Consider the following 25,261-nt stretch of genomic DNA (forward strand, 5'->3'; position numbering starts at 1 on the left):
GCCTGAACGAATGTTCTTCGACAGCCGGCCGCGGGCGGCCCAGCCCCGCAACGCGCGCCTCGACCCGGGCCTTCCCGTCCTGCTGCTGCGCACCGACCGCAACCTGTTCCACCACGGCACGCTGGCGGTGATCCGCAGCCTCGGCCGCGCCGGGGTCCCGGTGCACGCGATCCTCGAAGGGCGCGACAACCCCTCGTCCCGCTCCCGCTACCTGTACCGGGCGCACCCCTGGGGGCCGCCCGCCGAACGCCCGGACGAGCTGCTGGCCCACCTGCGGGCCATCGGCGAGCGGATCGGGCGCCCCGCGCTCCTCATCCCGATGGACGACGCGGGAGCGATCTTCGTCGCCGAGCACGCGGACGGCCTGGACCCCCACTACCTCTTCCCCCACCAGGACCCCGGCGTCCCCCGCGGCGTCGCCGACAAGGCCCGGCTGCAGGAGGCGTGCCGGCGGCACGGAGTCCCGTGTCCGCCGAGCCTGACGCCGGAGTCGGCCGCCGACGTCGAGGAGGCCGCCGCCGCGCTCGGGCTGCCGCTGATCGCCAAGTGGGCGCGGCCGTGGCGGATGCGCCCCGGCATGCGCAGCACCACGCTGGTGCCCACGCTCGGCGAGCTCCAGCGCCTGTTCGCCGCCACGCACGACCGCCACCCGGACGGCGGCGCCGGCCCGCTGATCCTGCAGAAGCGCATCCCGCCCGCGGGCGGCGACTGGTTCTTCCAGGGCTACTTCGACGAGGACGGCGACTGCCTGTTCGGCGGGACCGGCCGCAAGCACCTCGCGCACCCGCCGCAGGCCGGGCACACGGTCGCGGGGGAGTGGGTCGCCAGCCCCGAGCTCGAACGCCTCGCGGTCCGGATCGTCCGGCTGCTCGGCTGCCGCGGCCTCGTCGACCTCGACTTCCGGTTCGACGCGGCCGGCGGCGTCCACCACCTGCTGGACTTCAACCCCCGCATCGGGGCCCAGTTCCGGCTGTTCACCGACCGGGACGGCCTCGACCTCGCGCGCGTCCTGCACCTGCACCAGTCGGGCCGGCCCGTCCCGGGCGCGCGGCCCGCCCCCGGCCGCAGCCTGCTCGTGGAGAACCACTACCTCGCGCGGTCGGCCCGGCGCCCGCGCCACGGAACGCCGGCGCCCCCCGGAACACCGCGGCTTCCGCGGCCGCGCCCGCTGCGGGAGACCCTCCGCCCGCTGCGGGAGGCCGACGAGTTCGCCTGGTACGCGGGCGACGACCTGCCGCCCTTCCTCGCCATGGGGCGGCGCGGCGCGCTCCGCGCGGTCGAACGGCTCCGCACCAGGTAACACCACACACACGGGGGGAATCGAACATGAGCGACTCGGCCAGCGACGTCGTCATCGCCGGCGCCGGGCCCTACGGCCTGTCGACCGCGGCCTACCTGCAGAACCTCGGGCTGGACGTCCGGGTCATCGGCGAGCCGATGCGGTTCTGGGACGCGAACATGCCGCTCGGCATGTACCTCAAATCCGAGCCGTTCGCCTCAAGCCTCGGGGCGCCCCAAGCGGGCCTGCGGTTCACCGACCGCCACCCGGGCTGGCGGGTCGGGCAGCCGATCCCGCTGGAGACGTTCGTGGAGTACGGGCGCTGGTTCGCCGCCGAGGCCGTCCCCGGCACCGAGGACGCGCAGGTCGTGAAGGTCGAGCGGGGCATCGCGGGCGGCTACCTCGTCACGCTGTCGTCGGGCGAGGCGATCGCGGCCCGCGCGGTCGTCGTCGCGGTCGGCGTCGGGCCGTTCGCGCACATCCCGGAGCAGCTGACGGGCATGCCGTCCTGGCTCGTCTCGCACAGCAGCGCCCACAGCGACCTCGGCCTGTTCGCCGGCAAGGAGGTCGCGGTCGTCGGCGCCGGGCAGTCCGCGCTGGAGACGGCGGTGCTGCTGGCCGACGCGGGGGCGCGGCCGCACCTGATCGCGCGGCGGCGCGTCCTGGACTGGAACACCGTCCCGGAGGAGCGCCGGTCCCCGCGCGCCCTGCTGCGCGAGGGGCCGAGATCCGGGCTCGGCACCGGCTACCGGACGTGGCTGTGGGCGGAGCGGCCCGGGCTCGTCCGGTACCTGCCGGAGCGGACCCGCCGGCGCATCGTCCGCGAGACGCTCCCGCCGGCGGGCGCCTGGTGGCTGCGCGACCGGCTGGACGAGCGGATCCGCGTCTCGACGGGCCGCCTGCTCGCCAAGGCCGTCGAGCAGGACGACGGCGTCTCCCTCACCACCACCGACCACGAGGGGCGCCGCCTCGTCACGGAGGTCGAGCACGTCATCGCCGCCACCGGGTACGTCCCCGACATCGAGCGGCTCACCCTGCTCGCTCCCGAGCTGCGCGACCGCGTCACGACCCGGCTCGGCGCGCCGGTGCTCAGCCGCGACTTCGAGGCGTCCTCGCCCGGCCTCTACTTCGCCGGCCTCGCCGCGGCCCCCACCTTCGGGCCGGTCATGCGGTTCGTGCACGGCGCCGACTTCGCCGCGCGGCGGATCGCGCACCACATCGTCCGGCGGACGCCGCGCGTGCGGGTGCCGGCGAGCAGGCCGTCCGCCTTCCTGGAGCCGGGAGCCTCCTCCCAGAGGTGAAGGATCCTCCTCCGAGCCGGCGGTGCGCCCCAGGGCGCCCGCCGGTTCGCCGTTCCGCGGGACCGGCCGCTCGTCACACCCAGGGCGGCCGCGCGCGGCGCCGCGCGCGCTCGGCCATGGCGACGGCCACGGACCACTGCAGGCGCGAGTACAGCGTCCACGCGCCGCACCGGCGGCGCGCGGGTGCCGCGTCCTGAGCGGCGGAAACGGCGGAGAGCATGATCAGGTCGGCGTCGGCGCGGGTGACGAACCGGCGGGTCTCGCGCCGGGGGCGCTGGGAGCGCGCGGGCAGCAGACGCGCCATCGCGGACGAGGGATCGATCATCGCAGGCTCCTCGCTGGACGGCCAGCAGTGACCGCCCGTTCACTGAATGTAGCGCACCGATACCGTCCGCCATGCTTCCCCCGGACGCCAGGCGTGGGGGCGGCGCCTCCCGGTCCCGCAAGGGCACCGAGACCCCGAAGAAAGCACGTGCGTCCCGGCAAAAAGAAAGAGCCTGGCAAAAAGGGCGATGGGTCCCGGGAAACCGGCCGAGATAAAAGCCAGGTTATTGCCACGGTAAATGATGGGGAGACACGGCGGGAGACCGGGCAATGGCCCCTTGATCTGTTCCGTCGCGGTGCTACGTTCATGCCGTCCAGAACGACCGGGCCCGGAAAACGGCCTGGCCACGGCCATGGCGAACGAGAGGAAGCGGCTGTGCGCACCGAACCGATCCACCGCGGGGCCGAGTGCCCGCAGGGTCGGCCGCCGCACGCCCTCCCCTCGCTCCTGGTGCGCCTGGTCGCCGTCGCGGGCTTCGCGTTCGCGGGATGGCTCGCGCTCTCCGCGCTGACCCACTCCGCCTTCGCCGCCGAGCGGGCCACGCGCCCCGCCGCCGCCCCGGACGACCACGGGCTGCTCGACCAGACCCCGCGCGTCGCCAACCTGGACGGCACGGCCGCCATCCGCCACCTCACCACCGCCCCCGACCACCGGCCCCACAACGGCCACCCCGGTCAGGGCAAGACCGGTCAGTCCCACCACAACGGCAGTCACGCCGGACAGACCCGCCACGACGCCGGTCACGCCGGTCACGCCGGTCAGGCTGGTGGCGCTGGTCAGGGTGGGCAGGGGCGCGACGGTGGGCTGGAGGGTCACGATCGGCATGCCGGGGCTTCGGCCGGCGGCGTGCCGGGATCTCTCTCCGAGGCCGTTTCGGGCTCCGTTCCCGGCGCGGGCTCTGGTCCCGGGCTCGGCTCGGGTCCTCTCTCCGGCGCTGTTGCCGGTGGGGTGCGGGAGATCGGGGAGAACCCCGTCACGTACCTGCGGGCGCGGCAGCAGGATGTGCTCGACGGCAAGGACGAGGCCGTCCGTCAGTTGCGGGACGTGGCCGACGAGGCCGGGGTGCCGCCCGTGCGGGTGTCCGACCTCCTTCAGACGCGTCCCGTCATCGGGGACCTCGTCCACCGGGTGACGGACCAGCAGCCGATGCCGCAGGACGATGCGGCGCCCGGTGCCCAGCCGGGGCCGAAGGAGCGGCGCGGCGTCGGCCAGGAGCGGGTCGAAGCGGCGCCCGCCGCCGAGGCGCACGCCAGGTCCGCCCCCGTCCCGGTCGCGGTGAGCGCGGGCGGACCGGCGCACAGGAGCGCCGAGCCCTGCACGGGCTGCCGCGGCGACCACCGCGCTCCGTCTCCCGATCCCGCGCTGCCGTCCGGTCAGGACGCTCCGCGCGGCGGCGGCTCGGCGGGCGGGCACCCGTTCGCCCCGGTCGCCGACCTCCTCAACCGCCAGTACCCGGCGGCGCCGTCCGCGGCGGACCCGGGCACCTTCCGCCGTACGGCGCTGCGCGACCTGGCCGCGCCCGGCGGCCCCTCCGTCGTCCCCGACTAGAAGACCCCCGCCCGGCCGCTGACGGCCGGCTCCCGGCGGCCGCGTGCGCGACGCACGCCGCCCGCCCTCACCTCGATCTTTCCCGGAAACGCAACGGCCGCGCCTGGCCGCTGCCGGTCCTGCGCCCACCCGGATGGTGCCGCGCAGCGATCACACCGATCACCACCGATTCGCAACGAACCGACAGGAGCAACACATCATGCGCATCTGGTCCAGGAACACCGGCCGCGCCGCTCTGGTGGCCGCGAGCGCCCTCGCCGTCGGAGCCGCCTTCGTCACCGCGGTCCCCGCCAGCGCCGACGAGTCGTTCGGCGGCGGCCACGGCGGCGGCCACGGCGTCGACATGACCAGCGCCGGCAACTTCGGGCTGCTGAACGGCACCCAGGTGTTCGCGCCGATCAGCATCCCCGTCAACGTCTGCGGCAACGCCATCGCGGTCGCCGGGCTCTCGCGGGCCCAGTGCAAGGGCGGCGCGTCCGTCAAGAGCAACCACCGGGAGGCCGGCTCGGGCTACCGGACGGCCGGCGACTGGGGCGGCGGCGGCTGGGGCGGCGAGCACGGCGGCCGCGGCGTCGACATGACGAGCGCCGGCAACTTCGGGCTGCTGAACGGCACCCAGGTGTTCGCGCCGATCAGCATCCCGATCGACGTCTGCGGCAACGCCGTCGGCATCCTCGGCGCGGCGCAGGCCGCCTGCAAGGGCGGCGCGTCCGTCAAGCGGCACGGCGACCCCAAGGTGAAGATGACGAGCAAGGGCAACTTCGGCGCCGCGAACGGCACCCAGGCCTACATCCCGATCAAGGCCCCGATCAACGCGTGCGGCAACGCCGTCTCGCTGCTCGGCCTCGCGGAGGCGAGCTGCAAGGGCGGGGCGACCGTCGAGGAGGGGCACGGCCACAAGGAGATGCCGCCCACCCTGCGGACGCCCAAGAAGAAGCCGTACAAGCCGTCCAAGCACCGTCCGGCCGCCAAGCACAAGAAGCTGCCCTCGACGATGCGCTCGGAAGGCTCCCGCATCGCCAACACCGCGCCGAAGGCCGCCCCGAACTACCGCCGCGCGGACGCCCTGCCCGCCGTCAAAGGGTTCGTGGACGGGCTCAGGAGCGCCGTGAAGGTGCCCGGTGTGGACGTCAAGCCCGGCCAGATCGGCCCGAAGGTGCCCGCGGGCAAGGACGCGCCCGTCACCCTCGGCTCTCCGGTCCTGCGCTGAGCACGTGTCGGCCTGGATGACGATCCGCGGCCGATGAACAGCGGAGAAGGGGCGGCAGACGTGCCGCCCCTTCCCCATGTCAGCAGAGTCCCGAGCTAGGGAGAGGGAGCCATGCTCGACCGAAAGTCCCTGTTCGCGGCGGCTCTCGCCGTGTGCTGCGCGGTGCCCGTCCTCGGCGCCGCGACCGGGGCGCGGGCCGCGCGGGCGGCCGCGGCTCCGGCCGCGGCTCCGGCGGCGGTCACCGCGGCCCGGCCGCGGACCGGCGTGATGATCGCGCAGATCCGGATCAAGCGGATGGGCCTGAAGATGGGCGTCCGGCAGGGCGTCAGCGAGGGGGTGCTGCGGCGCGGCGTCGGGCACTACCCGGGGACGGCGCTCCCCGGGCAGGAGGGCAACACCGTCCTGCTCGGCCACCGGACGACCTGGCGCGCCCCGTTCTACCAGCTCGACAGGCTGCGGCGCGGCGACCGGATCGTCCTGCGGGTGGGCCGCAGGTCCTACGTGTACCGGGTGCGGACCAGGCGCGTCGTCGACCCGCGGGACCGGCGGGCGCTGGAGCCGGTGCCGTTCAAGCGGGCCAGCGCGCCCCACGGCAGGTACCTCACGCTCGTCACCTGCACGCCCAGGGGCTCGGACCGGCACCGCCTCGTCGTCGTCGGCCGGATCGAATCCCGACGCTGACTCCTCGTCCTCCGCGGCGGGACGCTGGGACGGCGCGTGCGGCTCGCGCCGCTCAGCGCCCGCCGTAGAGGGCGATCAGCCCGTCGTAGTCCCCCTTGCCGAGCGTCGCGGGCCCGTTGTCGCAGGACGCGAGGGACGGCGTCATCGTGAGCATGCGGTGCTCGGCGCCCTCGACGTGGGAGAGGCCGAAGACGTGGCCCGCCTCGTGCGCCGCGACCGCCTCGGCGGAGTAGCTCCCGGACGGGCACGTCCCGCCGGTCCACCACCGCTTGCCGTGCGCCTGGACGGCCATGTCCGTCTCGACCGTCGTCGGGCCGGAGAACCACGTGCAGGTCGCCGCGAGGACGGGGGTCTCGGCGCTCGGCATGGCCAGCCAGCCGAACGTGTTGACCCGGTCCCGGGTCCCGCAGGCGGCGGCGCGCGTCACGTTCGGGGGGCGGCCGCCCTGGCCCGCGTAGCGCTCGGTCACGTCCGGCGGAGGCGTGAAGCGCCCCGCGCCCGTGCAGTCGGTGCGTGCCCCGGGTACGGCGGCGATGCCTCTGGCGATGGGGTCCCTCGGCAGCCCGGCCGTCCCGGCGTAGTAGCTCCACCGGACGGCGGAGCCCTTGGGCCACTTGCTGGGCTGGGGACGGTACGCGCCGTCCTGGCACGCCTGCGCCGGCGCCCGGAACTGGCGCGGCCTGCCCTGCGGCACCCGGTCGCCGTGCGTGCCGATCGTGATCTCACCCGCCCGGGAGTTCACCCCGATGTGCAGTTCGGCGGCCCCGTCGGTGCGCAGCGCGTACGCGATCAGGGAGGTGCCGTCGGACGGGACGGTCGCCGTGAGGCCGTTCGCGCCGCGCACCGTCCGGCCGCGCAGGTCGCAGTCGGCGATCTTGATCTTCTGCGGCATCGCGCGGGCGGTGAGCGTCCCGCCGGGCTTGCACCAGCCGGGCGGGCGCCGGACCGCGGCGGCCCCGGCCCCCGTGAACGCGGTGCACGCCAGGGCGGCCGACACCGCCGCCGTGATCGCCAGTGGGACCGCCAGCGGGGCCGGCCCCGTCCGTGACCGCCGGGCCGCCCGAGAAAAGTCGCGCATATCGGTTCTCCGATGTGTGGGAACGTCCCTCGCAGTCTTTGCGGGCGGCCGGGCGGCGACAACCGCGCCCGTATAAAATGATCACCATCTTGACAAAGGCGCCATTCGCGAATGAGTTGCTTGTGGGTTTATGTCGGGAAAAGTGCGGTGGGGCGCGTGAGGTGGTTATAGTAAATATGGAGTAAACCGTTTTCCATCATGCCGCAAACGCGTTTATAGCGACCATGTTCGGAAAAGCAGCAGGTAACGCGGCAACTCGGGATCAACTGAACACCGCTACCGAGTGGCGGGCTCCACCTCCCCCCGGCCCCCCGCCGTCCGGGAGCGTTCACGGAAAGCGGAGGTGCTCAACGTGCAGACGCAGACACAGGTGCGGGAGCTCATGGGGATGAGCGTGACCGACACCCACGGCACGAAGGTCGGCACGGTCAAGCAGGTCTACCTCAACGACGACTCCGGGTCGCCGGAGTGGGTGACCGTGCACACCGGCTGGTTCGGGATGCGCGAGAGCTTCGTCCCTCTGTCGGGGGCCCGCAAGGCCCAGGACGCCCTGCAGGTCCCGTACGACAAGGAGACCATCAAGGGCGCCCCGAACGTCGACGCCGACGAGCACCTGTCGCATGCGCAGATCGTTGACCTGTACAGGCACTACGGAGTGCGTCCCCCGGGCGGCCGCCGCACGGGCGGGGAGACGGGAACGGGCACGTCCGAGACGACCGGGAGCGCGGGGACGGCGGGAGACACGGGCACCTCCGAGCCGAGCGAGACCGCCGGCACCCGGGGCGCCGCCGGCACCGCGGGCACGACCGGAACCACCGGGACCACCCCGACCACCGAGTCCGCCGAGACGGCCGGGACCGCGGGCACGACGGGCGCCGCGGGGATGGCCGTCCACCCCGAGCGCGGCAAGCGCGGCGCGGCGGGCGAGCGGGCCGCCGGGCGGACGATGCCGCCCCAGTCGGCGCGCGAGGGCGCCGAGACGCCGATGACCGAGATCACCCGGTCGGAGGAGCAGATGCGCATCGGCACCGAGCGGCACGAGGCCGGCCGCGTCCGGGTGCGCAAGTGGATCGAGACCGAGACGGTCGAGCAGACGATCCCGGTCTCGCACGAGGAGATCCGGATCGACCGCGAGCCCATCGCCGGCGGCCGCCCGGACCCGAAGGTGACGATCTCCGAGGCCGACCAGGAGATCATCCTCTACGAGGAGCGCCCGGTCATCTCCAAGGAGACCGTGCCGGTCGAGCGCGTCCGGCTCCGCACCGAGCAGGTGCAGGACGAGCAGACCGTCCGCGGCGAGCTCCGCAAGGAGCGCATCGAGGTCACGCGCGACGACGGCGCCCGCGGTCCCCACCGTGAGGAGCCGGGGAAGGGCGGCCGGCCCTCCGCGTGACCTGACACCGACCACCCCGGATGGCGGAGCGTCCCGCCGGTCGATACTCACCCGCCGGCCGGCGGGGCACCCTGCTTCGGCGCGTTCGCGGACGGCGGGCCTCCGTGCGGAGGCCCGCCGTCCCCGTGTGGCCGGGTGTGGCCGGGTGTGGTCGCCGGGGCCGGAGCCGCGGCACGTTCCACCGGGGTGCGCGCGTCCCGAAAGCACAGCGGCCGGACGGCCGCGGCACGCGTGTTCCCGTCAAGCCCTCTTCCATGTTTTCGACAAGGCGGCGGCCGGGCCGGTGAAGATCCATTGACAGCCGCCCGGCGGCGGGGGAGGTTCCAGGTGACGTCGCCTGCGCAGGGGTCGCGGCCGTCCGGGCGAGCCGTGGCCCCGGCGTCGGGCCGTGCGCGGTCCGCCGGGCCGCGCGGCGTCCTTCGGAGCGACCCAGGAGGGACGAGTTGCCACACTCCCGCAGACGAGCCATCGCCACCCGGATCGGGCGATCACTGGTCGCGCTCGCGACCGTCGCCGCCCTGCCGTCGGCCCTCGCGGCGCCGGCCGCCGTGGCCGACGCCCCCCGCCGGGCCCCGTACCTGGACCCGCGGCTGCCCGTGGCGGACCGGGTGAAGGACCTGCTCGGCCGCATGACCCTCGAAGAGAAGATCGGCCAGATGGCGCAGGCCGAGCGCGGCGCCGTCGACGGCGACCGCGACCAGATCACGAAGCTGGCCCTCGGGTCCGTGCTGTCCGGCGGGGGATCGACGCCCGCCGACAACACCCCCGCGGGCTGGGCCGACATGGTCGACGCCTACCAGTCCAAGGCCCTGGCGACCCGCCTGAAGATCCCGCTCCTGTACGGGGTCGACTCGGTGCACGGCCACAACAACCTCGTCGGCGCCACCGTCTTCCCGCACAACATCGCGATGGGCGCGACCCGCGACCCAGGCCTCGTCCGCCGCGAGGAGCAGATCACGGCCATCGAGACGAAGGCGACCGGGCCCCAGTGGGTGTTCGCCCCCTGCGTCTGCGTCACCCGTGACCTGCGGTGGGGGCGCGCCTACGAGAGCTTCGGCGAGGACCCGCGCCTCGTGATCCAGATGGAGACCGGCCTGGAGGGCTTCGAGGGACGGCGCAAGGGTGATCTCGCCACGAACCGGCACGTCCTGGCGACGGCCAAGCACTTCGCGGGTGACGGCGACACGGTGTTCGGCTCGTCCACCAGCGGCACGTACACGATCGACCAGGGCGTCACCGTCACCGACCGCGAGCACTTCGCGGCGGTCGACCTCGCCCCCTACGTCGTGGCGGTCAAGAAGTACGGCGTCGGCAGCATCATGCCGTCGTTCTCCAGCGTGGACTGGAAGGAGGACGGCGTCGGCGACCCGGTGAAGATGAGCGCGCACAGGGAGCTGCTGACCGACGTCCTGAAGAAGAAGATCGGGTTCGACGGCTTCCTCATCAGCGACTGGGAGGCCATCCACCAGATCCCGGGCGACTACGCCACGCAGGTCCGCACGTCGGTGAACGCCGGCATGGACATGTTCATGGAGCCCTACAGCACGCCGCAGTTCGTCCAGACGCTGCTGGCGGAGGTGCGGGCGGGACGCGTGCCGATGCCGCGGATCGACGACGCGGTGAGCCGCATCCTCAAGGCCAAGTTCGAGCTCGGCCTGTTCGAGCACCCGTACACCGACCGCGCCAACGCCAAGACGATCGGGTCGCCCGAGCACCGCGCGGTCGCCCGCGAGGCCGTCGCCAAGTCGCAGGTGCTGCTGAAGAACTCCGGGAACGCGCTGCCGCTGCGCGGGAACCAGCGCGTCTACGTGGCCGGGGCCAACGCCGACGACATCGGCAACCAGGCCGGCGGCTGGACGGTCACCTGGCAGGGCTCGTCGGGCGCCATCATCCCGGGCACGACGATCCTGGACGGCATCAAGCAGAACTCGTCCCGGGTCACCTACAGCCAGGACGCGTCGGCGCCGACCGCCGGCAACGACGTCGGCATCGTCGTGGTCGGCGAGAAGCCCTACGCCGAGGGGGTCGGCGACGTCGGCAACGGCCACACGCTGAACCTCTCCGACGCGGACAAGGCCGCCGTCGACAAGGTCTGCTCCGCGATCAGGACCTGTGTCGTCCTGGACGTCGCGGGGCGCCCGCAGATCGTCACCGACCAGCTGGCGAAGACGGACGCGTTCGTCATGTCCTGGCTGCCCGGCAGCGAGGGCGCGGGCGTCGCGGACGTCCTGTTCGGCAGGCGCCCGTTCACCGGCAGGCTCCCGGTGACGTGGCCGCGCGGCGAGGCCCAGGAGCCGATCAACGTCGGCGACCGGGACTACCGGCCCCTGTTCCCCTACGGCTACGGCCTCAGGACCCGCGTCCGCCACTGACCGGGGTCCGGCGGCGGGGCCGGCCGCCCTCGGGCGGCCGGTCCCGCCGGCCATGACTCCGCAGCTCATCGGCCCGCCCGCCCCGGGTCCGGTTTATCCCGCTTCCGATGGGTGAGGCTGCCTCCAGCGCCCGATGGCGGAGCGCTCTGCTGATCGGCACAAGGGGAGACCGGGTGGAACGGGAGCCGCGGACGGCGTTCGTCCTCGGGGGCGGAGGCGTGCTCGGCGCGCACGAGGTCGGCATGCTCCGGGCGCTGCGGGAGACCGGCGTCCGTCCCGACCTCGTCGTCGGGACCTCGATCGGCGCGCTCAACGGCGCGCTCGTCGCGGCCGGGCCGGACGCGGCGGTCGAGCGGCTCACCAGCCTGTGGTCGGACGAGTCCGTCCGCGACGTGTTCGGCTCGCCCGTGCTCGCCCGGCTGTGGAGGCTCGCCCGGTCCGGCACGCACCTGCACTCCAACGAGCCGCTGCGCCGCATGCTGGACGAGCTGCTCCCCGTCCCGTCGTTCGAGGAGCTGGAGGTCCCCTTCCAGTGCGTCGCCGCCGGGATCGAGACGGCGATGGCGCACTGGTTCACCGAGGGCCCGCTGATCCCGGCGGTGCTCGCGTCGTCGGCCGCGCCGGGGCTGCTGCCCCCCGTCCGGGTGGGGGAGCGGCACTACTACGACGGCGGCCTCGTTCACAGCATCCCGGTCAGCCGGGCCGTCATGCTCGGCGCCACCGACATCTACGTCCTGCACGTCGGCCGGATCGAGCGCGACCTCGCGCCGCCGCGCCGGCCCTGGGAGGTCGGCCTGGTCGCGTTCGAGATCGCGCGCCGGCACCGGTTCTTCGAGGAGATGGCGAACCTCCCGGACGGCCTGACCGTCCACGTCCTGCCCGCCGGGGCCAGGTCGCAGAAGGCGGGAGTCGACCTCACCCAGGTCCGCTACAGGAACGCGTCCGGAATCCAGGCTCACATCGAACGCGCCTATCAGGCATCTTTGAGGTACCTGAAAGAGCGAGCGTGAGATGCTGCCACCCCGTTTCGTGCGCCGCCTGGTGTGCACGCCCCTGCTGTTCGTCCTGACCCTTCTGGTCGTGGTGCTCTTCCCGGTGGCCTTCGCGGTGACGTCCCTGGCCGGGCGCGAGCGCAAGCGGGCCCAGCGCCTGCTCTGGTTCAGTCTCACGTGGGGGACGCGGGAGACGGCGGCCGTCCTGGAGTGCGGGTGGCTGTGGCTCCGGCGCCGCACCAACGACGACCGGCACTACGACATCATCCGCCGCTACGTCGGCGCCCTCTACGCGTCCGCCCAGCGCCGGCTCGGCCTGCGCGTCGAGGTGGACGGAACCTGGGACGCCGCCTTGGACGGCTCGGCCGCCGGCCGGCCCCTGATCGTTCTCAGCCGCCACGCCGGGCCGGGCGACGCGCTCCTGATCGTCCACCACCTGCTGACCGAGTACCGGCGCCGTCCCCTGGTGGTCATGAAGGCGCTGCTCCAGCTCGACCCCTGCATCGACATCGCCGCCAACCGGGTCCCGAACGTGTTCGTCACCCCGGGCGGCGCGGCGGACGCCGTCGGCCGGCTCGCCGAGGGGCTCGGCCCCGGCGAGGCGCTGCTGATCTTCCCCGAGGGCGGCAACTTCTCCCCGGAGCGGCGCCGCCGCGCGATCCGCCGGCTGGCCCGGATGCGCCGGGCGGAGGAGGCGGTCCGCGCCGCCGCGATGCGCAACGTGATGCCGCCGCGGCCCGGCGGCGTGCTGGCCGCGCTCGACTCCGCCCCGTCCGCCGACGTGGTGTTCGTCGCGCACTGCGGGCTCGACCGCATGGCCACCGCCGGGGACGTGTGGCGGCGCGTGCCGCTGACCGGCCCCGTCCGGGCCCGCTGGTGGCGTGTGCCCGCCGAGGACGTGCCCGGCGACCGCGACGCCCGCGTCAGCTGGCTCTACGAGAACTGGGAGCGCGCGGACGCGTGGATCAGCGCCCAGCGGGCGCCCGCGCCGAAGTGACATCATGGACGCATGGGCGATGAGGGGTCCGTGCGGGTCGATCTGTGGATCTGGTCCGTGCGGCTGCTGAAGACCCGCTCGATGGCGTCGACCGCGTGCCGGGCGGGCCATGTCCGCGTGAACGACGAGCGCGCCAAACCGTCCACCTCGGTCAAGCCGGGGGACGTCGTCAGACTCCGCCACGACGGGCGGGAGCGGATCGTCGTCGTGCAGAAGGTCATCCGCAAGCGGGTCTCCGCGCCCGTCGCGCAGGAATGCCTGATCGACAAGAGCCCGCCCCCGCCGCCGCGCGAGGCGCTCATCCCGATCGGCCGCCGCGAGCGCGGCGCGGGCCGTCCCACCAAGCGCGACCGCCGTGAGCTCGAACGCGTCCTCGACCGCTACCGCGTCCTGAACGGGCCCCCGAAGGACGACTAGGAGCCGGTGGGGTAGCGCCGTTCGGACTCCAGCGCCGACGCCACGTCCCGCGGGTAGGCGCCCCGTGCCCTGAGCAGCAGCAGGCCGTTGGCCAGCAGCGGTATCAGCGCCAGCAGGAACACCCGGTCCAGGCCGACGCCCGCCGCCCGGCCCGCTCCGAGCACCCCCGACAGCCAGCCGAACAGCACCGGCGCGGCCGCCTCCGCGGACATGCGCACGATCGTCCGGATCGCCTCCGCGCGCCCCCACAGCCGGAAGTGGACGACGTCCAGCCGCACCGCGTCCAGCGGCGGGTTCGCCGCGGCCAGCACGGCGGCGGCGAGTGTGAACAGCGGCAGCGCGACCAGCGCCCGGTCGGTGAGCAGCGCGGGCAGGAACAGCAGCGCCGAGGCGGCGAACGCCACGCCCGGCACAGCGACCCGCGCGGTCACGCTCCCGCCGCGCAGGAGCCGGTCGGCCAGCCGCCCGCCGACCAGCACCCCGGCGAGCGCGGCCGCCCCGATGACCGGCAGGAACGCCGACAGCCCGCCCCGCCCGACCGCGTACCGCTCCATCACGAAGACCAGCGCGAACGTGCGCATCCCGGCGAAGAAGAAGTAGCCGATCGCGGACGCCAGAATGATGATCACGTTCGTGCGGATGGCCAGCACGTACCGGGCGGCCTGCGCCAGCGTCATCCGCTCGGGGTCCTCCGCCAGGACGTTGCGCGGGTCCGGGCGCACGCCCGCCTCGTCCACCTGCCGCCGCGCGAGTTCCTCCCCGCCCCGCCCGCCGGAGCCCCCCTGCGCGCCGCGCGCCGGCTCGGGCAGCATCCGCCACAGCAGCACGGCCAGCACGAATCCCAGTGCCGCGACGAACCAGAACGAGACCCGCCAGCTCGCGAACGCGGCGATGTTGCCGCCCGCCAGCAGCCCGAACCCGACCCCGACCAGCTCTCCGGCGAGGATCCGGCCGTACGTCGCGGCCCGCTCCTCGGGCGGGAACAGGTCCCCGATCAGGGACGCCACCGTGGGCCCCGCCGTCGCCGTCACCGCGCCCAGCGCCACCCGTGACGCCAGCAGCCACCCGTACGACTCCGCCAGCCCGCCGAGCACCATCGCGGCGCTCCACAGCACCACGCTGCCCGCCAGCAGCGGCACCCGCCGCACCCGGTCGGTGAGCTGCCCCACCGGCACCGTCGCGACCGCGCCGACCGCCGCCGGCGCGGCCGTCAGCACCCCGACCTGCGTGTTCCCGATGTGCAGGGAGGTGCGCAGCTCGTTGACGATCGCCCCGATGACCCCGGTGTCCGCCGCGTTCAGCGCGAGGACGCAGGCCATCAGCACCACCACGCGCGCCTGGCGCCGGCCGCCCAGCCGGTCCGCCAGCGCGGTGGTCATTCGCCTCCACGGCCGCGGGGCCGAAGCCGGTGCCATTGCGCTCTACTGCCCCCGCGCGGCCGGGGTATGTTCGGCCGCGCCCGCCCGATGACCTGGGGCTCCGCCGTCGTCCGCGACCGCGGAGCCCCGGGGCCCGGCCGTCCGCGACCGGGCCGGGCGTCAGTCCCCGCGCGCGCCGGCGGGCGGGGCGATGAGCGCGTACATCAGCAGGACGCACAGCGCGATGGTCAGCACCGACCAGATCGGGAACGCGGCCAGGAACGCCAGGTGCCCGATGGCGGCGAGGAAGGCGAACGCGACGCCGACCACCCGGGCCCACATCTTCCCGGTCAGGATCCCGACACCGACGACGATCTGCAGGGCGCCGAGGACGAGCCAGTACCAGCCCCATGCGGTGAAGTTGAAGACCAGGATCTGGTTGGAGTTCACGACGTAGTAGTTGTCCTTGAAAAGGGCCACCACCCCGTCGATGACGTTGAACGCGCCGACCACCATGGAGAGCACACCCGCGAAGGTGAGCCATCCGGAGAGCTGGTAGCTCTGGCGCGCTGAGACCGACCGGCCCCCGTGGGTCATCCTGGTCGTCATGAGACCTCCCGTCGAGCTGCGTGTTCATGTCGAGAAGTCCCCTTTGGTGCATATTAGGCAAACCATGCCGCCCAGTTATTTGACGTCCCTTTGAGGCAAATGTGGCGGCGGTGTGCCCCCCGCCGTCCGCTCTCCCCCCGGGCCGCCGCGGCTCGACCTTCCCGTGTTGTGCAAGAGATCTTGCGCAATATTCCTTGCATATGTGACGATGGCCGCGTGACCGAGCCCAACGACGTGCCCAAGGTGACCGACTCGCGGGTGCTGGCGGCGATGTCGCACCCCCTCCGGCGGCGCCTCCTGGACGTCCTCAAGGTCCACGGCCCGTCCACCGCGAGCGGCCTCGCCGACCGGACCGGCCAGGCCGTGGCCAACATCAGCCACCACCTGAAGGTGCTCGCCGCCGCCGGCCTGACCGTGGAGGCGCCGGAGCTCGCCAGGGACCGCCGCGAACGCTGGTGGCGGCTCGCCGCACCGGAACTCCGCTGGGTCACCGGCGACTTCGACGACGACCCCGCCCGCCAGGCCGTGGCCGGCGCGGCCGTCTCGCTCGCCCTCGACCGGCAGATCGGCCTCGTCCGCGCCTGGCACGCCGTCCGGGAGCAGCGGGAGGCGTGGAACGGGGCGGCCTTCTCCGTCGACAAGTGGCTGCACCTGACGCCCGCCGAACTGGGCGAGCTGGAGCGGGAGATCCTCGCGCTGCTCGAACGGTGGGAGCGGCGGGACGTCCCGGACGACGGGAAGGCCCGCGAGCCCGTCTTCCTCTTCGCCCACGGCGTTCCGGCCGAACCGTGACCGCCGCCCCGACGCGGCCGTGACCGTCACCGCCCCGGCGCGCGGCGGCCTGCGGGGGCACCGCGACTTCCGCCTGCTCTGGATCGGCCAGGCCACCGGCAAGCTGGGAAGCAGCGTCACCGGCGTGGCCCTCCCGCTGGTCGCGGTCGCGACCCTCGACGCGGGCACCTTCCAGGTGGCGCTGCTCTCCGCCGCGGCCTGGGCGCCCTGGCTGCTCCTGGGCCTCCCGGCGGGCGCCTGGATCGACCGCATGCCGCGCCGCCCCGTGATGCTCGCCTGCGACCTGCTGGCCCTGCTGCTCTTCCTCAGCGTCCCGGCCGCCGCCTGGCTCGGCCGGCTGACCGTCGCCCACCTCGCGGCCGTCGCGCTCGGCGCCGGCTGCGCGAGCGTGTTCTTCCAGACGGCCTACCAGGTCTACCTGCCGTCCCTGCTCGACCGCGGCGAACTGGCCGAGGGCAACGCGAGGGTGCAGGCGACCGAGGCCGCCGCCCAGGTCGGCGGCCCCGGGCTGGCGGGAGTGGTCATCCATCTCGCGGGGGCGGTGAACGCCGTGCTTCTCGACGCGGCCGGCTACCTCGTCTCGGCGGTCTGCCTGCTGGCGATCCGGGCCCGCGAGGCCCGTCCCGTCCGCGACCGGCGCGGGACGCTGCGGCAGGAGATCGCCGAGGGCCTCCGCTTCGTGGCCCGCGACCCCTACCTGCGGGTGCTCACCCTGTTCTCGGCCGCCAGCAACATCTGCCTGTTCGGGTACCAGTCGATCCTGGTGGTCTTCCTCGTCCGCGAGGTCGGCGTCAGCCCGGGCACGGTCGGCGCCCTCGCCGCCGCGACCAGCCTGGGCGCCGTCGTCGGCGCGGCCGGGGCGTCCGTCCCGTCCCGCCGCCTCGGCTCGGCCCGCACCCTGCTCGCCGCCGAGATGGGCGCCGCCCCGTTCGGCCTCCTGATCCCCCTCGCCGGACCGGGAGCGGGGCTCCTTCCGGCCTTCGCGGGCGGGTTCGTCATCGCCGCGGGTGTCGCCGCGGGCAACGTCCTCAAAGGGACCTTCCGGCAGACCTACAGTCCCCGTCCCCTGCTGGGCCGCATCACCGTGAGCATGCAGCTGGTCAGCTACGGCACCATCCCGCTCGGCGCCCTGCTGGGCGGCGCGCTGGGCACGGCCCTGGGCGTCCGTCCCGCCATGTGGGTCACCACGGGCGCGCTGGCCCTCACCGGCCTGACCCTCCTGGCAGGCCCCTTCCGCCGCGACCGGGACCTCCCGTCGCGTCCCGGCTGAGCGTGGGGTTTCAGTCCCGTGGGCCGGGCTTGCGCGCCAGCACCAGCCGCCCCCGCGGACTGCCGTCCTCACGCCTGCCCAAGGCCGCCAGGGGAACGGTCGTCACACTGAACCCGGCCGCTGCCAGGTCGCTCCGGAGCGCGTGCAGCGGACAGGTCCGGTAGTACATGACGAACGGAGGACGCCACACCGCGTTCCGGACCCGCATGACCAGATCGAAGCCGAGCAGCGCCCAGTAGAGGCGGGACGCGATGGGCGGCGGCGCCCCGACGGGAAAGGCGAAGAGCCCGCCCGGCCGCAGCGCCCGGTACACCCCGGCGAAGATCGCGGGCCGCTCGCGGGGCAGCAGGTGCCCGAGCGCCCCGAAGGTGACCGCCAGGTCGAAGGCCGCGCCGAAGGGCAGGGCCCGGACATCGGCCCGGACCCACTCGGCCTCCGGATGGGCCTGCCGCGCGCGGGCGAGCATCCCCGCGCTGAAGTCGACACCCGTGACACGGTCTTCGCACAACCGTCCGAGCACCCGCATGCCCGCCCCCGTGCCGCAGCACACGTCCAGCCCCTGACCGAACGGCCCGTACGGCAGCAGCGCCTCGGCGGTCGCGTCGAGGACCCTGTCGGGCGTCCGGAAGGGCGTCTCGTCGAACTTCGGAGCCAGCAGGTCATACCCGCGCTCGACCGACGACAGCGCCTGAACCGCCAACTCCCGCAAGGAAGGACCCCGAGCAGAGAACACGCCCCAACCCTACTTCCGCCCCTGCCCGCAGCCGGTTCACGCGCCACGGGCGCGCAGCGTCGCCGCGCCCTCCCCGGTGGAGCCGGCGACCTACGAATCGCGGCTGATGAAGGGCCAGCCGATCGTCGTCGCCCAGTCCCACTCTCTGTACTCCGAGGGGGACAGGACGTCTCTCATCCATGTTCGTGGAGGTCGAGGCGGTCCTGAGCGGCCCTCCGCAGTTCGACGAGCGACCCTGCCTGACGTTCCCGGTGGCGAGCGTCACGGGGAACAGCATGCGGCAGATCGAGCGAAAGGCGCTCCACAAGGCGCGTCAGTTCTTCGGTCCTGGCGCCGAGTACCGTGCGGTTCAAGGAGGGTGTGCAGAGCACGCCGTCCTACATCGAGACCAAGGAACGCTTCTACGCCCGCACTGTGGTCGTGGAGGTGCTCCTGAGCGGAGCCGCGCAGGTCGACAAGCCCGCCGGTGACCGCGTGCTGACCCTCTTCGACACGATCCGAGGGAGCAGCAGGCGGGAACTGGAGGGCAGTGCGCTTCGCGAGGCGAAGCGGCGTCTCCGGGGGCGGGTCGCCCCCGACGCCCCGCTCCGCGTCAGGCTCAGGGACGGGTTCTTCGGGGCCGCGTCCGAAAGGCGCTACGCCGCGGCCCCGTACTATGCCGCGATCGTGGACGTCTACATCTCCAGGGATGCCGCGTAAGCGGCGTCCTGCACGCGGGTGGTCCTTTCCGGATCCTTCGGGAAGGGCCACGCTTCGTCAGGGCAGGGGGCGGGTGGCCTGCACGAACGAGACCCGGCCGAAGCTCCGGTCGGCGTGCGCGACCTCCCGGGCGTCGTCGAACCCGGCCTCGGCGAGCAGCGCGACGACGCCGTCGCCGTGGTCACGGGACACGACCGGGCCGCGCGCTCCTCGGGAACGTTTCGGCCCGGGCAGGTGCCGGAGTGCATGGACGAGGCCGCGGCCGTGGCCGTGCGCGTGGTGGCCGGCGTCCTCGGCATTGGGCGAGGGCCCGCCGAAGTCGGCGACGGTGACCGTTCCTCCTGGACGAAGGGCGCGCAGCGCGGCGCGCGCGAACGCGTCCCGGCCGTCGTCGTCGAGGTGGTGCAGGGCCAACGCCGAGACCACATGGTCGAGCGAGGCGTCCTCGGCGGGAAGGCGGTCGGCGTACCCCTGAACGAGCGTGAGGTCGGCGCCGCGGCGCCGCGCCTTGCGCGCGGCCCTGCGAAGGGCGTCCGCGTCGGGGTCGAGGCCGGTCACCCGCGCGGCGGGCTGGGCCGCGAGCACGGCGAACGACAGGTTGCCGGTTCCGCAGCCGACGTCGACCACCGCCTGGCCCGGCCCGACGCCGGCGAGCCGGGCGGCGCGCTCGTGCAGTGCGCGGACGCCGACCACCTTGGAGAAGACGTCATAGAACGGGAGGAGCCAGGTCTTGCCCGCGCCGGGCAGGAACGGGCGGCCCCGCTCCTCCCGGGTCCGCTGATCGACGATGCGTACGTCCATGGTTGCCCCTTCGCGCGTCCGGTGGCGGATCTGCCGTCACCTCCAAGTCTTGGACATTCCGCGGCTCCCCAGCAGGACATACCTTTGGCGTCATGGGACTTTCTTCGGTCGGCGCCATGCTGGGCCCCCCGTCGAGGCTGCGCACGACACGGTTCGACGGGACACCCGTCTACCGCTACCAGCAGCGCCCCGGGCTGCCTCCCGTCACGGTGACCCGCTTCGACGCCGAGACCGCCCACGCCGACCTGCCGCCGGACCACCGGCACGCCCACGACTTCCTCGTCCTCGTCTACGTGGAGGAAGGCGCGGGCTCGGTCGCCATCGGAGGCGTCGAGCGGCCGCTGCGCACCGGCGAGGTCCACGCCGTGTCGCCGGGGCAGGTCATCGGCGTCGCGGAGGTCGCCGAACTCGCCCACAGCCGCGCGTGGTCGGTGGCGTTCACACCGGACGCCGTCCCCGCCCTGGCCTCGGTCTCCCCGTTGACCTGGACGCACCACCCCCTGCTGGCCCTGTTCGCCCCCGGCGCGGGGCACGCTCGGGTCGCCGAATCCCACCGGCCGGGATGGTCGGCGCTCCTGGCGGACCTGGCCGAGGAACTCGCCGACCCGAGCCGTCTCGGGGCGCGCGAGGCCGTCTCCGCCACGCTCACCAGGCTCCTGGTCGCGGCCGCGCGGCTGGCGCCCGCCGCCCCGGGCGGCCCGGACCCCCTCGTCGAGCAGGTCTTCGCCGAGATCGAGGCGACGTTCCGCGAACCGGTCTCCGCCGCGGACGTCGCCCGCGCGCTCGGCTACACCCCCGGACACCTCACGACCGTGCTCCGCAGGCGCACCGGCCGCCCCCTCCTCGAATGGATCACCGAACGGCGCATGATCGAGGTCCGGCGGATGCTGCGCGAGACCGACCTGCCGCTCGACGCCGTGGCGGCCCGGACCGGGCTGCGCGACGCCGCCTACCTCGTCCGCCGCTTCCGCAACCGCTACGGCGTCACCCCGCAGCGATGGCGCCGCGCCGAGCGGGCCTGGCCGTGACGACGCGGTACGACGGACCTGCCCGGACCGCGGACGCGGGACTCTCGTCCCCTGCTCAGGTAGGGTGCCCAGCGACCCGAGGGGGCGATCATGAGCGTGGCCGGGGAGCGGTGGACCGGACCGGCCGGCAACCGGTCGGCGAAGGTGAGCATGTTCTTCGCCGGCTTCGGTATCGCGGCACTGGCGAACTTCGCCACGGGCATCGCCTGGATCAACCCGCCCGTGTTCGTCGCACTCGCGATGCTGTGCGCACTGGCCGCGATCATCGCCGGGCACGTCGGCCGGTTCCGGGGCCGCCGCCTCGACGGGGACGGGCGCGGAATGGCGCTGCTGGGGATCGTCCTGGGCTGGCTGCTGCTCCTCGTCTGCGTGCTGGCGGTCGTCGCGGTGCTGGGGCTCATCACCGGTCTGGCCGTACTTCACGATGCCGCCGAGGGCGCGTAACCGACCCCGGCGTTGTTCACCCTGAGGGGCAGTCGAGCAGGCCGCGGGAGCGCCACCTGGGTTGTCGGGGGGTTGGCCGCCGGGGCCGGACGCCGTTCAGCCGTCGTAGGGGCGTTCGAGGGTGTGGGAGGACGGTCTGTCGACGATGGTGTCGGCGTAGCCGTCGGCCTTGGAACCGACCTCGAGTTCGATGAATTCGTGGCCCCCGCCAGCGTAGATGAGCGAAACCGGAAACCTGATGAAGGTGCCTTCGGTGTTCCAACTCGTCGACCGAGCGCCCCCCACGTCGAAGGCCACAAGGCGCGGTCCGCTTGACAGAAACTCTTCGCAGTCGGAGTCCCGGGAACTGTCGTCCTGCATAGCGCAGGCCTTTATCCAGTCGCGGTCTCGCACGAGGTCCAGATAGCTGACCAGGGCCGCGCGAGCTCGTGCCTCGTCTCGCTCCTTCGCGTCCCGGCCTTTGGAGACGAAGGACCACACTCCGATAAGGCAGCAGGTTACGAGGACGGCGAGCCAAGCCGACCGGCGCGGACGTGCCATGGACGGTGATGCTACGTGACGAGTGCTGCTTTCGTCCCTGGCCGTTGCTGCCGAAAAGGGGTTTCGGACTGGTCATCGGGAAAGGCGGGCGGTGCGCCTTTCCCGCGATGCTCGGCCGCGTCGTGCTCCTCGCTCCCCCGCCGAGCGCAGGCGGCAGAGCGGGCCGGCCGCCTGAGCCGCCCGGCTCCGCGGCCCGGCTCCGTGAGCCGGGCAGGCGATCACGGAACGCAGCCGACGGCAGCGACGCGTCACGAGGGCCTTAAACCATCTCCGCTTCTACGGCTGCCAGTGGTAAACGACAATGAAAACGGTTAGCAGGTCGGAACGATCTTCCATATCGCTTGGGTCACGCTCCTGTGAGCAACTGGAAGATCGGATCAGAATCCGGACGGTTCCGGTTACATTTACGGCCATATCGGGCCCCTCGGCAAGGAGTACCCCCATGCGCAAGAAGACGCGCCGTCTGGCCACCACCGTGGCCGCCTCTGCCCTGCTCGCCGGTGGCCTCGGCTACCTGGCCACCCCGGCCATGGCCTACACAGAGAAGTGCACCAGCTACCAGGACACCACGATCGGTACTCCCGGAACCAACGTCAGCGTCCACATCAAGCTGTGCATCGTCGCCAGCGGCGGCTACCACCAGGCGGTCGCCTACGGAACCTTCAGTGGTGGAGGCGGCACGACCGACAAGTTCGACAACTTCGACCTCAAGGTCCGGGTGGAGCGGTACGACTCCGTCTACGACACCCACACCTGCGACTTCACCAACCTGATCAACAACAACAGCTCCAGCGCCTTCTCCTGCGGCTGGGCCGTCTCCGGCTCCAGCCTCAACTACGGATGGAGCGCCGACGGCGCGGTGAACTACGACATCAACCTCGACGGGCTGGGCGGCAAGACCTGGAACCTGACGGGTACCCCGACCATCTACTGAGCCCGGGCGCGGACACGCCAGGTCATCACGGAAGAGGCGTCCCTCCATTCGGATGGACGCCTCACCCGCATACCCGGGGTCCGGGCCCGCCCCAGTTCACGAACGGGTCAGCCACGCCCCCGACTATCCGGGCCTCCCGATCGCGCCAGGACCGCCGCCGCAGCGCACGGCGACTCGGCCGGGATTCGCGGGCACTACCGCAGCTGGTCGCGGCGGCGCGTCAGGTAGGCGATCTCGGCGCTGTTGCCCGCCAGCTCGATCGCCTCGTCGTAGGCCGCGCGCGACTCCCGGCTTCGGCCCAGCCGGCGCAGCAGGTCGGCGCGGGCGGCGTGATAGGCGTGGTAGCCGGCCAGCGTGTCCCCGAGGCGGTCGACGGCAGCCAGCGCCACCTGCGGGCCGTCCAGCTCGGCGACCGCGATGGCCCGGTTGAGGGCGACGATCGGCGAAGGATCGAGGCGGATCAGCTGGTCGTAGAGGGCGAGGACCTGCGACCAGTCGGTGTCGCGGACGTCGCCGGCGGAGGTGTGCACCGCGTTGATCGCGGCGAGGATCTGGTAGCGGCCCGGAGCCGCCCCCGCGGCGGCTGCGGCGAGACGCTCGCGCACCAGCCGGTGGCCCTCGGCGATCAGCGCCGCGTCCCAGGCCCCGCGGTCCTGCTCGGCGAGGGAGACCAGTTCGCCGCCGGCCGAGACCCGGGCGGCGCGGCGGGCCTCGGTGAGCAGCATCAGCGCCAGCAGCCCGGCCGCCTCACCGTCGTCCGGCAGGAGGACGCGGATCAGGCGGGTGAGCCGGATCGCCTCGGCGGTCAGGTCGTGGCGCAGGGGATCGGTGCCGGGGCCGGTCGCCAGGTAGCCCTCGTTGAACACCAGGTACAGGACGGCGAGCACCCCGGTGACGCGAGCCGGAAGATCCTCGGCGGACGGCACCCGGTAGGGGATCCGAGCCGCCTTGATCTTGGCCTTGGCGCGGGTGATCCGCTGCTCCAGGGTGGTCTCGGCCACCAGGAAGGCGCGGGCGATCTCGGGCACGGTCAGACCGCCGACCATGCGCAGCGTCAGCGCCACGCGGGCCCGCACCGCCAGCGCCGGATGGCAGCAGGTGAAGATCAGCCGGAGCCGGTCGTCCTCGATGGCGCCGACAGGCTCGGGCGGATCGTCGTCGTAGATCATCTGAGCCTCCCTGTGCTTGTCGTCGCGCTTGTCCTCGCGCCGGATCCGGTCGATGGCCTTGCGCACGGCGGTGGTGGTCAACCAGGCGCCGGGGTTGGGAGGCACACCGTCGGTCGGCCACCGCTGCACGGCGGTCGCGAACGCCTCGGCGGCCGCCTCCTCGGCGATGTCGAGGTCACCGAAGCGCCTGGTCAGGGCGGCTACCACCCGGGCCCACTCCTCGCGGTGGACCCGGGTCACCGCCTCCTCCACGTCGTTCACTGGAACGGCCGCACCTCGATCTTGCGGTCGCAGACCCTCGACGCCTCGGCGGCGAGCCTGAGCGCGACGTCCAGATCGGGGGCCTCCCACACCCAGATCCCGGCGAGGTACTCCTTCGACTCCACGAAGGGCCCGTCGCTGAACACCGCCTCCTCGCCCCGGTTGTCGATGACCGTGGCCGTGCCGGTGTCCGCGAGCCCGCCCGCGAAGACCCAGTACCCCTCGTCGATCAGCCGCTCGTTGAACGCGCTGATCGCCGGCTGCCTGTCGGTGCTGCCGGGATCGCTCTTGTCGTCGATCACGGAGACCAGGTACCGCATCAAGATCATCTCCTTCTTGGTGTCGGGGCGACGTGGTTCGGGGCCGGGACTTCAGGCCGCCGACGCGTGGTGCGGGCGCCCGGCCGGCCGGTAGACCTGGATCGTCACGCCCTTGGAGTCGACGCGCGACTCGACCAGGTCGAGCGCGAGATCCGGACCCGCGTCCGGGAACAACCGCGCGCCCTGGCCGATCACCACCGGAACGGTCATCAGAGTCATCTCGTCGACCAGGCCGTTCTCCAGCAGCCACCGGGTCAGCATGCCACTGCCGTGCACCTGCAGCTCACCCCCCGGCTTCGCCTTCAGTTCCCGGACGGCGGCCGCGACGTCTCCGGACAGGACGGTCGTGTCCGACCACGCCGGATCGGTCAGCGAGGCCGACGCCACATACTTGGGCCGCGTGTTCAACGCCCGCATGACGGGCTCCCAGTCAGGAACGTCCTGGACCGTCCAGGACCCCCACGAACCAGCGAACAGCTCGTAGGTCCGCCGGCCGAACAGGAACGCCTCGGCCCGCTGGTAGGTCTGGTTGATGAACGCGTGGGTCTCGGCGTCGCCCATCCCCAGCGCCCAACCACCGCGCTCGAACCCGTTCCTGCGGTCCTCGTCCGACGCGCCCCCGTTCCCCTGCACCACTCCATCGACGGTGACCTGGGTGATGGTCGTCAGCTTCATGATCGCGATCCCCTTGCCTCGGTGCCGCCCCCTCG

At 73.3% G+C, this 25,261-nt stretch carries 26 protein-coding genes; 16 read left to right on the forward strand and 10 right to left on the reverse strand.

Annotated features, from left to right (window positions below; all coding sequences use genetic code 11):
- Nucleotides 1-10: 10 nt before the first annotated feature.
- Together BKA00_RS30655 and BKA00_RS30660 are read left to right on the forward strand one after the other, a co-directional pair.
- Nucleotides 11-1,300: a carboxylate--amine ligase gene (locus BKA00_RS30655; protein ID WP_185030970.1), complete on the forward strand. Its 1,290-nt coding sequence runs from the start codon at nucleotides 11-13 to the stop codon at nucleotides 1,298-1,300.
- A gap of 26 nt (nucleotides 1,301-1,326) precedes the next feature.
- Entirely contained in the window at nucleotides 1,327-2,580 is a 1,254-nt protein-coding gene (locus tag BKA00_RS30660) for an NAD(P)-binding domain-containing protein (protein ID WP_185030972.1), read from the forward strand.
- Nucleotides 2,581-2,653: 73 nt separating this feature from the next.
- Here BKA00_RS30660 and BKA00_RS30665 read toward each other — a convergent pair whose 3' ends face one another.
- Complete coding sequence (locus BKA00_RS30665) at nucleotides 2,654-2,905, reverse strand: hypothetical protein (RefSeq protein WP_185030974.1); 252 nt, start codon at nucleotides 2,903-2,905, stop codon at nucleotides 2,654-2,656.
- Between the two features lie 375 nt (nucleotides 2,906-3,280).
- Between BKA00_RS30665 and BKA00_RS30670 the strand changes: the two genes are divergently transcribed.
- From BKA00_RS30670 to BKA00_RS30680, 3 genes are all read left to right on the forward strand, one after another.
- Nucleotides 3,281-4,453, forward strand: a complete 1,173-nt coding sequence (locus BKA00_RS30670; RefSeq protein WP_185030976.1) for a hypothetical protein — start codon at nucleotides 3,281-3,283, stop codon at nucleotides 4,451-4,453.
- Between the two features lie 199 nt (nucleotides 4,454-4,652).
- The gene (locus BKA00_RS30675; protein WP_185030978.1) at nucleotides 4,653-5,663 is read left to right on the forward strand and encodes a chaplin; all 1,011 of its coding nucleotides are present in this window, start codon (nucleotides 4,653-4,655) and stop codon (nucleotides 5,661-5,663) included.
- Between the two features lie 111 nt (nucleotides 5,664-5,774).
- On the forward strand, nucleotides 5,775-6,344 hold the full coding sequence (locus BKA00_RS30680) for a class E sortase (RefSeq protein WP_185030980.1): 570 nt from the start codon (nucleotides 5,775-5,777) through the stop codon (nucleotides 6,342-6,344).
- Nucleotides 6,345-6,396: 52 nt separating this feature from the next.
- On the opposite strand, the gene BKA00_RS30685 is transcribed toward BKA00_RS30680, so the two are convergent.
- Entirely contained in the window at nucleotides 6,397-7,422 is a 1,026-nt protein-coding gene (locus BKA00_RS30685; protein WP_185030982.1) for a matrixin family metalloprotease, read from the reverse strand.
- 352 nt (nucleotides 7,423-7,774) lie between these two features.
- On the opposite strand from BKA00_RS30685, the gene BKA00_RS30690 reads away from it, so the two are divergent.
- The 5 genes from BKA00_RS30690 to BKA00_RS30710 all read left to right on the forward strand — a co-directional run bounded on the left by BKA00_RS30690 (nucleotide 7,775) and on the right by BKA00_RS30710 (nucleotide 13,593).
- Entirely contained in the window at nucleotides 7,775-8,815 is a 1,041-nt protein-coding gene (locus tag BKA00_RS30690; protein ID WP_230298987.1) for a DUF2382 domain-containing protein, read from the forward strand.
- 443 nt (nucleotides 8,816-9,258) lie between these two features.
- Nucleotides 9,259-11,187 (forward strand): glycoside hydrolase family 3 protein, encoded by a 1,929-nt coding sequence (locus tag BKA00_RS30695; RefSeq protein ID WP_230298988.1) that lies wholly within the window; start codon nucleotides 9,259-9,261, stop codon nucleotides 11,185-11,187.
- A 173-nt stretch (nucleotides 11,188-11,360) separates the two neighbouring features.
- Entirely contained in the window at nucleotides 11,361-12,197 is an 837-nt protein-coding gene (locus tag BKA00_RS30700) for a patatin-like phospholipase family protein (protein ID WP_230298989.1), read from the forward strand.
- A 1-nt stretch (nucleotide 12,198) separates the two neighbouring features.
- The gene (locus BKA00_RS30705) at nucleotides 12,199-13,176 is read left to right on the forward strand and encodes a 1-acyl-sn-glycerol-3-phosphate acyltransferase (RefSeq protein ID WP_185030985.1); all 978 of its coding nucleotides are present in this window, start codon (nucleotides 12,199-12,201) and stop codon (nucleotides 13,174-13,176) included.
- Nucleotides 13,177-13,188: 12 nt separating this feature from the next.
- On the forward strand, nucleotides 13,189-13,593 hold the full coding sequence (locus BKA00_RS30710) for an RNA-binding S4 domain-containing protein (protein ID WP_185030988.1): 405 nt from the start codon (nucleotides 13,189-13,191) through the stop codon (nucleotides 13,591-13,593).
- Here BKA00_RS30710 and BKA00_RS30715 read toward each other — a convergent pair.
- Nucleotides 13,590-14,972, reverse strand: coding sequence for an MFS transporter (locus BKA00_RS30715; protein WP_185030990.1), 1,383 nt, complete (start codon nucleotides 14,970-14,972; stop codon nucleotides 13,590-13,592). The genes BKA00_RS30710 and BKA00_RS30715 overlap by 4 nt on opposite strands.
- A gap of 159 nt (nucleotides 14,973-15,131) precedes the next feature.
- Complete coding sequence (locus BKA00_RS30720) at nucleotides 15,132-15,560, reverse strand: DUF7144 family membrane protein (RefSeq protein WP_185030992.1); 429 nt, start codon at nucleotides 15,558-15,560, stop codon at nucleotides 15,132-15,134.
- A 216-nt stretch (nucleotides 15,561-15,776) separates the two neighbouring features.
- Between BKA00_RS30720 and BKA00_RS30725 the strand changes: the two genes are divergently transcribed.
- The gene (locus tag BKA00_RS30725) at nucleotides 15,777-16,352 is read left to right on the forward strand and encodes an ArsR/SmtB family transcription factor (protein WP_221493348.1); all 576 of its coding nucleotides are present in this window, start codon (nucleotides 15,777-15,779) and stop codon (nucleotides 16,350-16,352) included.
- 19 nt (nucleotides 16,353-16,371) lie between these two features.
- Nucleotides 16,372-17,622, forward strand: coding sequence for an MFS transporter (locus BKA00_RS30730; protein ID WP_185030996.1), 1,251 nt, complete (start codon nucleotides 16,372-16,374; stop codon nucleotides 17,620-17,622).
- Nucleotides 17,623-17,632: 10 nt separating this feature from the next.
- On the opposite strand, the gene BKA00_RS30735 is transcribed toward BKA00_RS30730, so the two are convergent.
- Nucleotides 17,633-18,322 carry a class I SAM-dependent methyltransferase gene (locus BKA00_RS30735; RefSeq protein ID WP_221493349.1) on the reverse strand — a complete coding sequence of 230 codons (690 nt, stop codon included), beginning with the start codon at nucleotides 18,320-18,322 and terminating at the stop codon, nucleotides 17,633-17,635.
- A 393-nt stretch (nucleotides 18,323-18,715) separates the two neighbouring features.
- Here BKA00_RS30735 and BKA00_RS30740 point away from each other — a divergent pair, with 393 nt between their 5' ends.
- Nucleotides 18,716-19,054 (forward strand): hypothetical protein, encoded by a 339-nt coding sequence (locus tag BKA00_RS30740; protein WP_185031000.1) that lies wholly within the window; start codon nucleotides 18,716-18,718, stop codon nucleotides 19,052-19,054.
- Nucleotides 19,055-19,111: 57 nt separating this feature from the next.
- Here BKA00_RS30740 and BKA00_RS30745 read toward each other — a convergent pair whose 3' ends face one another.
- Nucleotides 19,112-19,855, reverse strand: coding sequence for a class I SAM-dependent methyltransferase (locus tag BKA00_RS30745; RefSeq protein WP_185031002.1), 744 nt, complete (start codon nucleotides 19,853-19,855; stop codon nucleotides 19,112-19,114).
- A gap of 92 nt (nucleotides 19,856-19,947) precedes the next feature.
- Between BKA00_RS30745 and BKA00_RS30750 the strand changes: the two genes are divergently transcribed.
- Nucleotides 19,948-20,883, forward strand: coding sequence for an AraC family transcriptional regulator (locus BKA00_RS30750; RefSeq protein WP_221493350.1), 936 nt, complete (start codon nucleotides 19,948-19,950; stop codon nucleotides 20,881-20,883).
- 90 nt (nucleotides 20,884-20,973) lie between these two features.
- Entirely contained in the window at nucleotides 20,974-21,327 is a 354-nt protein-coding gene (locus BKA00_RS30755; protein ID WP_185031005.1) for a DUF4190 domain-containing protein, read from the forward strand.
- A 96-nt stretch (nucleotides 21,328-21,423) separates the two neighbouring features.
- On the opposite strand, the gene BKA00_RS30760 is transcribed toward BKA00_RS30755, so the two are convergent.
- Nucleotides 21,424-21,867, reverse strand: a complete 444-nt coding sequence (locus BKA00_RS30760) for a hypothetical protein (protein WP_185031007.1) — start codon at nucleotides 21,865-21,867, stop codon at nucleotides 21,424-21,426.
- A gap of 442 nt (nucleotides 21,868-22,309) precedes the next feature.
- Here BKA00_RS30760 and BKA00_RS30765 point away from each other — a divergent pair, with 442 nt between their 5' ends.
- Nucleotides 22,310-22,801 carry a hypothetical protein gene (locus BKA00_RS30765; protein ID WP_185031009.1) on the forward strand — a complete coding sequence of 164 codons (492 nt, stop codon included), beginning with the start codon at nucleotides 22,310-22,312 and terminating at the stop codon, nucleotides 22,799-22,801.
- 194 nt (nucleotides 22,802-22,995) lie between these two features.
- Here BKA00_RS30765 and BKA00_RS30770 read toward each other — a convergent pair whose 3' ends face one another.
- Genes BKA00_RS30770 through BKA00_RS30780 form a run of 3 tightly spaced genes read right to left on the reverse strand, consistent with a single transcriptional unit; the run spans nucleotide 22,996 to nucleotide 25,226 of the window.
- A complete protein-coding gene (locus BKA00_RS30770) occupies nucleotides 22,996-24,231 on the reverse strand; it encodes an RNA polymerase sigma factor (protein ID WP_185031011.1) in 1,236 nt (411 codons plus the stop codon).
- Complete coding sequence (locus tag BKA00_RS30775) at nucleotides 24,228-24,560, reverse strand: YciI family protein (RefSeq protein WP_221493351.1); 333 nt, start codon at nucleotides 24,558-24,560, stop codon at nucleotides 24,228-24,230. The genes BKA00_RS30770 and BKA00_RS30775 overlap by 4 nt, the downstream gene beginning before the upstream one ends.
- 42 nt (nucleotides 24,561-24,602) lie before the next feature.
- Nucleotides 24,603-25,226 (reverse strand): dihydrofolate reductase family protein, encoded by a 624-nt coding sequence (locus tag BKA00_RS30780; RefSeq protein ID WP_185031013.1) that lies wholly within the window; start codon nucleotides 25,224-25,226, stop codon nucleotides 24,603-24,605.
- Nucleotides 25,227-25,261: the final 35 nt, after the last annotated feature.

It is taken from the genome of Actinomadura coerulea, assembly GCF_014208105.1.
GTDB classification, from domain to species: Bacteria; Actinomycetota; Actinomycetes; order Streptosporangiales; family Streptosporangiaceae; genus Spirillospora; species Spirillospora coerulea.